Raw genomic sequence first — 254 nt, forward strand, 5'->3', positions numbered from 1 at the left:
CAAAACAAGAAGGCTGTATCACAGTGGCTTTAACACGTTTTGGGCAAGATGAAGCTACGCGCTTAGCGAATTACACATTACCTTATTTTTATGATGAGCAACATTCACAATTGGGGGTGTTCACACCGCAAGTATTGCAAATGGTCGCTTTTGATGTGCTGTTTTTTAAATATATGACACTGGCAAAAGGCTCAGCGGAAAAAGCGCTATTAAAAGGGCGACAAGCTGTAATGCAAGGAAATCAATAATGTTAT

General features: G+C 39.8%; 1 protein-coding gene. It reads left to right on the forward strand.

The features are described from left to right. A partial coding sequence (locus HMPREF2886_RS32790) for a hypothetical protein (RefSeq protein ID WP_218189069.1) occupies positions 1 to 248 on the forward strand: 248 nt, incomplete at its 5' end. Positions 249 to 254 lie beyond the last annotated feature (6 nt).

Source organism: Pseudomonas sp. HMSC066A08 (genome assembly GCF_001813025.1).
Lineage (GTDB): Bacteria > Pseudomonadota > Gammaproteobacteria > Pseudomonadales > Pseudomonadaceae > Pseudomonas > Pseudomonas aeruginosa.